Origin of the sequence: Streptomyces laculatispora (assembly GCF_017353455.1) — a bacterium.
GTDB lineage: Bacteria > Actinomycetota > Actinomycetes > Streptomycetales > Streptomycetaceae > Streptomyces > Streptomyces laculatispora.
The window spans coordinates 1-4,596 of record NZ_JAFMPZ010000462.1; the positions used below are offsets into that span (position 1 = coordinate 1).

The 4,596-nt window shown below is 73.9% G+C and carries 6 protein-coding genes; 4 read left to right on the forward strand and 2 right to left on the reverse strand.

Features of this window, described 5'->3' with window-relative positions; all coding sequences use genetic code 11:
- The first annotated feature begins 43 nt into the window (after positions 1–43).
- Positions 44–466 (forward strand): universal stress protein, encoded by a 423-nt coding sequence (locus tag J1C73_RS22565; RefSeq protein WP_123460335.1) that lies wholly within the window; start codon positions 44–46, stop codon positions 464–466.
- Between the two features lie 70 nt (positions 467–536).
- On the opposite strand, the gene J1C73_RS22570 is transcribed toward J1C73_RS22565, so the two are convergent.
- Complete coding sequence (locus tag J1C73_RS22570) at positions 537–1,676, reverse strand: MerR family transcriptional regulator (protein ID WP_372446722.1); 1,140 nt, start codon at positions 1,674–1,676, stop codon at positions 537–539.
- A gap of 97 nt (positions 1,677–1,773) precedes the next feature.
- The gene (locus J1C73_RS22575; RefSeq protein ID WP_207318018.1) at positions 1,774–2,172 is read right to left on the reverse strand and encodes a hypothetical protein; all 399 of its coding nucleotides are present in this window, start codon (positions 2,170–2,172) and stop codon (positions 1,774–1,776) included.
- Positions 2,173–2,293: 121 nt separating this feature from the next.
- Between J1C73_RS22575 and J1C73_RS22580 the strand changes: the two genes are divergently transcribed.
- The 3 genes from J1C73_RS22580 (at position 2,294) to J1C73_RS22590 (ending at position 4,546) form a co-directional block, all read left to right on the forward strand.
- Positions 2,294–3,190, forward strand: a complete 897-nt coding sequence (locus J1C73_RS22580; RefSeq protein WP_207318019.1) for a hypothetical protein — start codon at positions 2,294–2,296, stop codon at positions 3,188–3,190.
- 95 nt (positions 3,191–3,285) lie between these two features.
- Positions 3,286–4,245, forward strand: coding sequence for an NADP-dependent oxidoreductase (locus tag J1C73_RS22585; protein ID WP_207318020.1), 960 nt, complete (start codon positions 3,286–3,288; stop codon positions 4,243–4,245).
- A 49-nt stretch (positions 4,246–4,294) separates the two neighbouring features.
- Positions 4,295–4,546, forward strand: coding sequence for a DUF2630 family protein (locus J1C73_RS22590; protein WP_124284493.1), 252 nt, complete (start codon positions 4,295–4,297; stop codon positions 4,544–4,546).
- The last annotated feature ends 50 nt before the right edge of the window (positions 4,547–4,596 follow it).

The window sequence follows — 4,596 nt, forward strand, 5'->3', positions numbered from 1 at the left end:
CGGCGCACCCGTGCAACCGTGCCGAACCGAGCTGGAGGCAGAGATGGGCAGGATCGTGGTGGGCGTTGACGGCTCCGAGTCGTCGATCAAGGCACTGCACTGGGCCGTACGCCAGGCAGAGCTGACCGGTGACACGGTCGAGGCCGTCAACAGCTGGGAGTACCCCTCCACCAGCTGGGCGTCCATGATGCCGGGCCTGCCGGAGGACTTCGACCCGCAGGCCCTGGCCACCGTGTCGCTCACCGAGGCGCTGGAGGAGGCCCTCGGCGCGGTGGGTGCCGCAGCGGTCAGCAAGGTCGTGGTGATCGGCAACCCGGCGCAGTCCCTGCTGGACCGGGCCAAGGGCGCGAGTCTGCTGGTCGTGGGCGCGCGCGGATACAGCGGCTTCAAGGCCACCCTGCTCGGCTCGGTCAGCCTCCACGTCACCCAGCACGCGCCGTGCCCGGTGACGGTGGTGCGCGGCTGACGCCCGACGCGACACGAGCAGGGGGCGGGCCCGCGCGTTCAGCACGATCGCGCGGGCCCGCCCCGTGCCGTCACAGCGACACGACGTCCGCCACCGCACAGGCCACGTTGTCGGGGGCGCCCGCCGCACCGGCCAGCGCGACCAGCTCGCGCACAGCCGTCCCGGGGCCGTCCGCCGCGGCGAGCACGCCGGCCAGTTCCCTGCCGTCGACGACCGCCGAGAGCCCGTCCGAGCAGAGCAGATAGCGGTCACCGGCACGGGCGTCCCGCACCCCCAGGTCGGGACCGGAGCCCTCGGCCGGCCCGGAGCCGTCCTGGCCGCCGCCCGACAGCGCCTTGAGCAGCAGCGCCCGCTGCGGGTGCGAGGCGGCCTCCTCCTCGGTGAGCGAGCCGTCGTCGATCATCGACTGGACCAGGCTGTGGTCGTGCGTGATCCGGAACAGTTCGCCCCCGCGCAGCAGATACGCCCGCGAGTCCCCGATGTGCACGAGCCCCAGCTGCGCACCCGTCCACACCATCGCGGTCAGCGTGGTCCCCGACTCGTCGGGCGCCCCGCTCCCCGCCACCGCGTCCCGCACCGCCCGCGCGGCCCGCTCCGCCGCGTCGTGCAGGATGTTCAGCAGCTCCGCGGCCGGCACCGCTGCCCGCACCACCGGTTTCAGGGCGTCGATCGCCGCCGTGCTCGCCCCCGCGCCGCCCTCGCCGAACCCGTCGGCGACCGCGAGCAGCCGGGCTCCGGCGTACGCCGCGTCCTGGTTGGTCTCCCGCACCGCACCGGTGTCGGTGCGTGCCGCGTACCGGATTCCGAGCGTTCCCACCTGTGTCATGGCTTCCTCCGTCGACAGCTGGTCGATGAGGAAGGTGGCGAGGTCCCGGCGGACCGCTGTCTCGGCCTCGACCTGCGCCCAGTACCCCCGGATCGCCGTGGCGGCCGCGCCGGCGTCCAGCGCGATCACCTCCGTGATCCGGGCGAGCGGCATGCCGATCCGGCGGAGCCAGGCCACCAGCCTGGCCGTCCGCGCCTGCGCCCGGCCGTAGTACCGGTAGCCGTTCACCGGGTCGACCAGAGCGGGCCGCAGCAGACCGAGCTCGTCGTATCGGCGCAGCGCCTTCGCGGACAGCCGGGACAGCCGGGCGAACGCCCCGATCGTCATCAGCGCCGCTTCGGGCGGCCGCCCCTGCCCGTCGTCCGTCACCTCGTGCCTCCTCATACCGGGCGGTGCTCGCCCGGCACACCGATCCTTGGCCTTCCCCCGCGGAGAAGGTCAAGGATGGCTCACGGAGGGATGCGCACCGGGGCCGAGGTGCTCAGTTCTCGTGCGTGTAGAAGACGTAGAACGCGGCCAGCAGCATGGCCGCCCCGGTCAGCAGGCCCAGCACCGAGGCAGCGAGCACGCTCTTGTCCGACAGGCTGTACAGGAAGCCGATCGAGCCGCCGAACAGCGCGCCGTAGGCAGCCGCCCGCAGCTCGCGCGGCAGCCGCTTCTGCATCCGGCCCAGGGCGAGGCAGAGCACCGCGAGGACGGCGCCCGAGATCAGTCCGAGGGCGAGCTGCCCGCCGGTGAGCACTCCGCCGCCCCGAACGATGGACGTCGCGTACCAGCCGAGGATCACCCCGAGCGTGACGGGCAGCGCCCAGCTGAGGATGGAGTGACGCTGTGCAGGCGCGCGCGTTCCGCGTGCCTGCACCGAAGCATGTGCGGCCATGGCGGGAAGCTCCTTCCGTCGCCCCCTCTTCCCCTCCAGGGCACACCTGCTCGCGCCGCCCGGCAACTCGAATGGCGCACGGCCCGGAGCGCTCCCGGCCCATCCGGGATTCCCTGGTGAGGTGCGGACCTTCTTCTCCACGGCGCTCTCGGCGGCACTTCTGGTGCTCCTCGCCGTCCTGGTGCCGCTGAGCGCGCTCTCCGCCTGGGTCGATCTGGAGATCGACAACACGGACCGCTACGTCGCCGCCGTGGCGCCGCTCGCCTCCGATCCCGCTGTGCAGAAGACCGTGGCCGACCTGATCACCGACGAGGCGATGAAGCAGATCGACGTCGGTCCGCTCGCGGACACCGTGCGCGGCTTCCTGCACCAGGCCGTGGAGTCCTTCACCACCACCGATGCCTTCCGGGCCGCCTGGACCGCCGCCAACCGCACCGCCCACGAGGCCGTCACCGCCGCGCTGGACGGCGGGACCGGCAAGAGCGTCACCATCGACCTGGCGCCCGTGACGGAACAGGTGAAGCAGAACCTGCTGGACAACGGGGTGCCGTTCGCCGACCGCATCCCCATCGAGCACACCGACATCCAGATCGTCTCCGCGGACCGGGCCGACCAGCTGCGCCAGAGCTTCCGGTGGCTGCGGGCCGCGAGTATCTGGCCGGCCGTCGGCACGCTGGTGTTCGCCCTGCTGGCCGTGGCCGTGGCCTGGGTGCGCGGCGGGCCCGGCCGCCGGGGCTCCGCGCTCGCCGCGCTGGCCGCCACCGCCGTCACCGGGACCGGCTTCGCGGCCGGCGCGCTGCTGCTGCGCGGGGTGCTCGCCCTCGCCCGCAACCGGGTGCTGGCCGAGGTGCCGGGCAACGAGACCGACGGGGCGGCCGCGGTCTACGACGCGCTGACGGCGTCCCTGCGCACGACGGTGTGGATCGTCTTCGGTACCGGACTGGCCCTGGCGGTGTGCGCGGTGGCGGCCCGGATCTGGGCCCAGCGGGTGCTGCCGGTACCGTCGCCCGACGCGTGAGGGATGCGTCCCGCGGGCGCCGACGTGCGCGCGCGGGCGGGCCGGGGAAGAGTGGATGGCGTGCACTGGCCGGGGGCTACTGGGAGGTCTTCCGTATGCGAGCCATCGCCGTCGGCGCATTCCGGGCCGACCCCGCACTGGTCGAGGTCCCCAAGCCGGAACCGGCAGCCGGCGAGGTACGGGTGAGGGTCGAGTACGCCTCCCTCAACCCCTACGACTGGCAGACGGCCGAGGGCTCCCTGGACGGACAGGTCCCGCATGTCTTCCCGCTGGTCGTCGGCGTGGACTTCGCGGGCCGGGTGGACATGATCGGCGACGGCGACAACCGCTTCCGGGTCGGTGACAAGGTCTTCGGCCGGGCCGGCCCGCCGGTCGGCGCCGGTACGTACTGCGACTACGTCTGCGTCCCGCAGGACGCCGCCATCACCCTCGTCCCGCGCGGCCTGGACGCCCGGATCGCGGCCGCGCTGCCGTCCGCCGGGATGGCGGCCGCGCAGATCCTGGAGACGGCGGTGCTCCGCGGCCACGAGAGCCTGCTGATCATCGGCGCGGCGGGCGGCGTCGGCAGCTGTCTGACCCAGCTCGCCAGGGCCCGGGACGTGCGCGTGATCGCGGCGGTGCGCGGCGACGAGCGGTCCAGGATGGGGTCGTTGGGCGCCACCGCCACGGTCGACACCACCCGGGGCCCGACGGCCGACTCGGTGCGGGCGGTCTGCCCGGACGGCATCGACGCGCTGGCCGATCTGGTCTCCGGCACCCCGGAGGCGTTCGCCGCCCACGCCTCGACGGTCCGGCCCGGCGGTATCGCGCTCAGCACCCGCGGCGTCGCGGCCGGGGCGGCGCTCCCCGAGGGCGTGCGCGGCATCGACTTCCGGCTCGACCCTAGCCCCGTCCTGCTGGACGTCCTGGCCGCGGGCGCCGCGGAGGGCGTGCTGCGCGTACCCATCGACATCGAACTCCCGCTGGAGAAGGCCCCGCAGGCCCTGGACCGCAACCGGACCGGCGGGGCCCGCGGCAAGACCGTCATCGTGCTGCGCAACCACGGCCAGCGCTGAGCCGCGCCACCAGGACATCTCCGAGCTCACCGAGAGGAACGAAGACGTCATGGACGACCAGGAGCACGACATCATCGGCGGCATCGACGGGCTCGTCGCGGAGGAGCGCACCCTGCGCGACCGCGGCGGCCGGGACCCGGGCCTCACCGCCGAGGAGCAGAAGCGACTGCGTACGGTGGAGGTCCGGCTCGACCAGTGCTGGGACCTGCTGCGGCAGCGCCGCGCACTGAGTGAGTTCGGGGAGGACCCGTCACAGGCCCGGGTCCGCCCGGCCGACGAGGTCGAGGGATACCGCGGCTGACCGCTGAACACCGGAGGGGGACGCGTTGTCAGGCACCGGTTCCGCCGCGG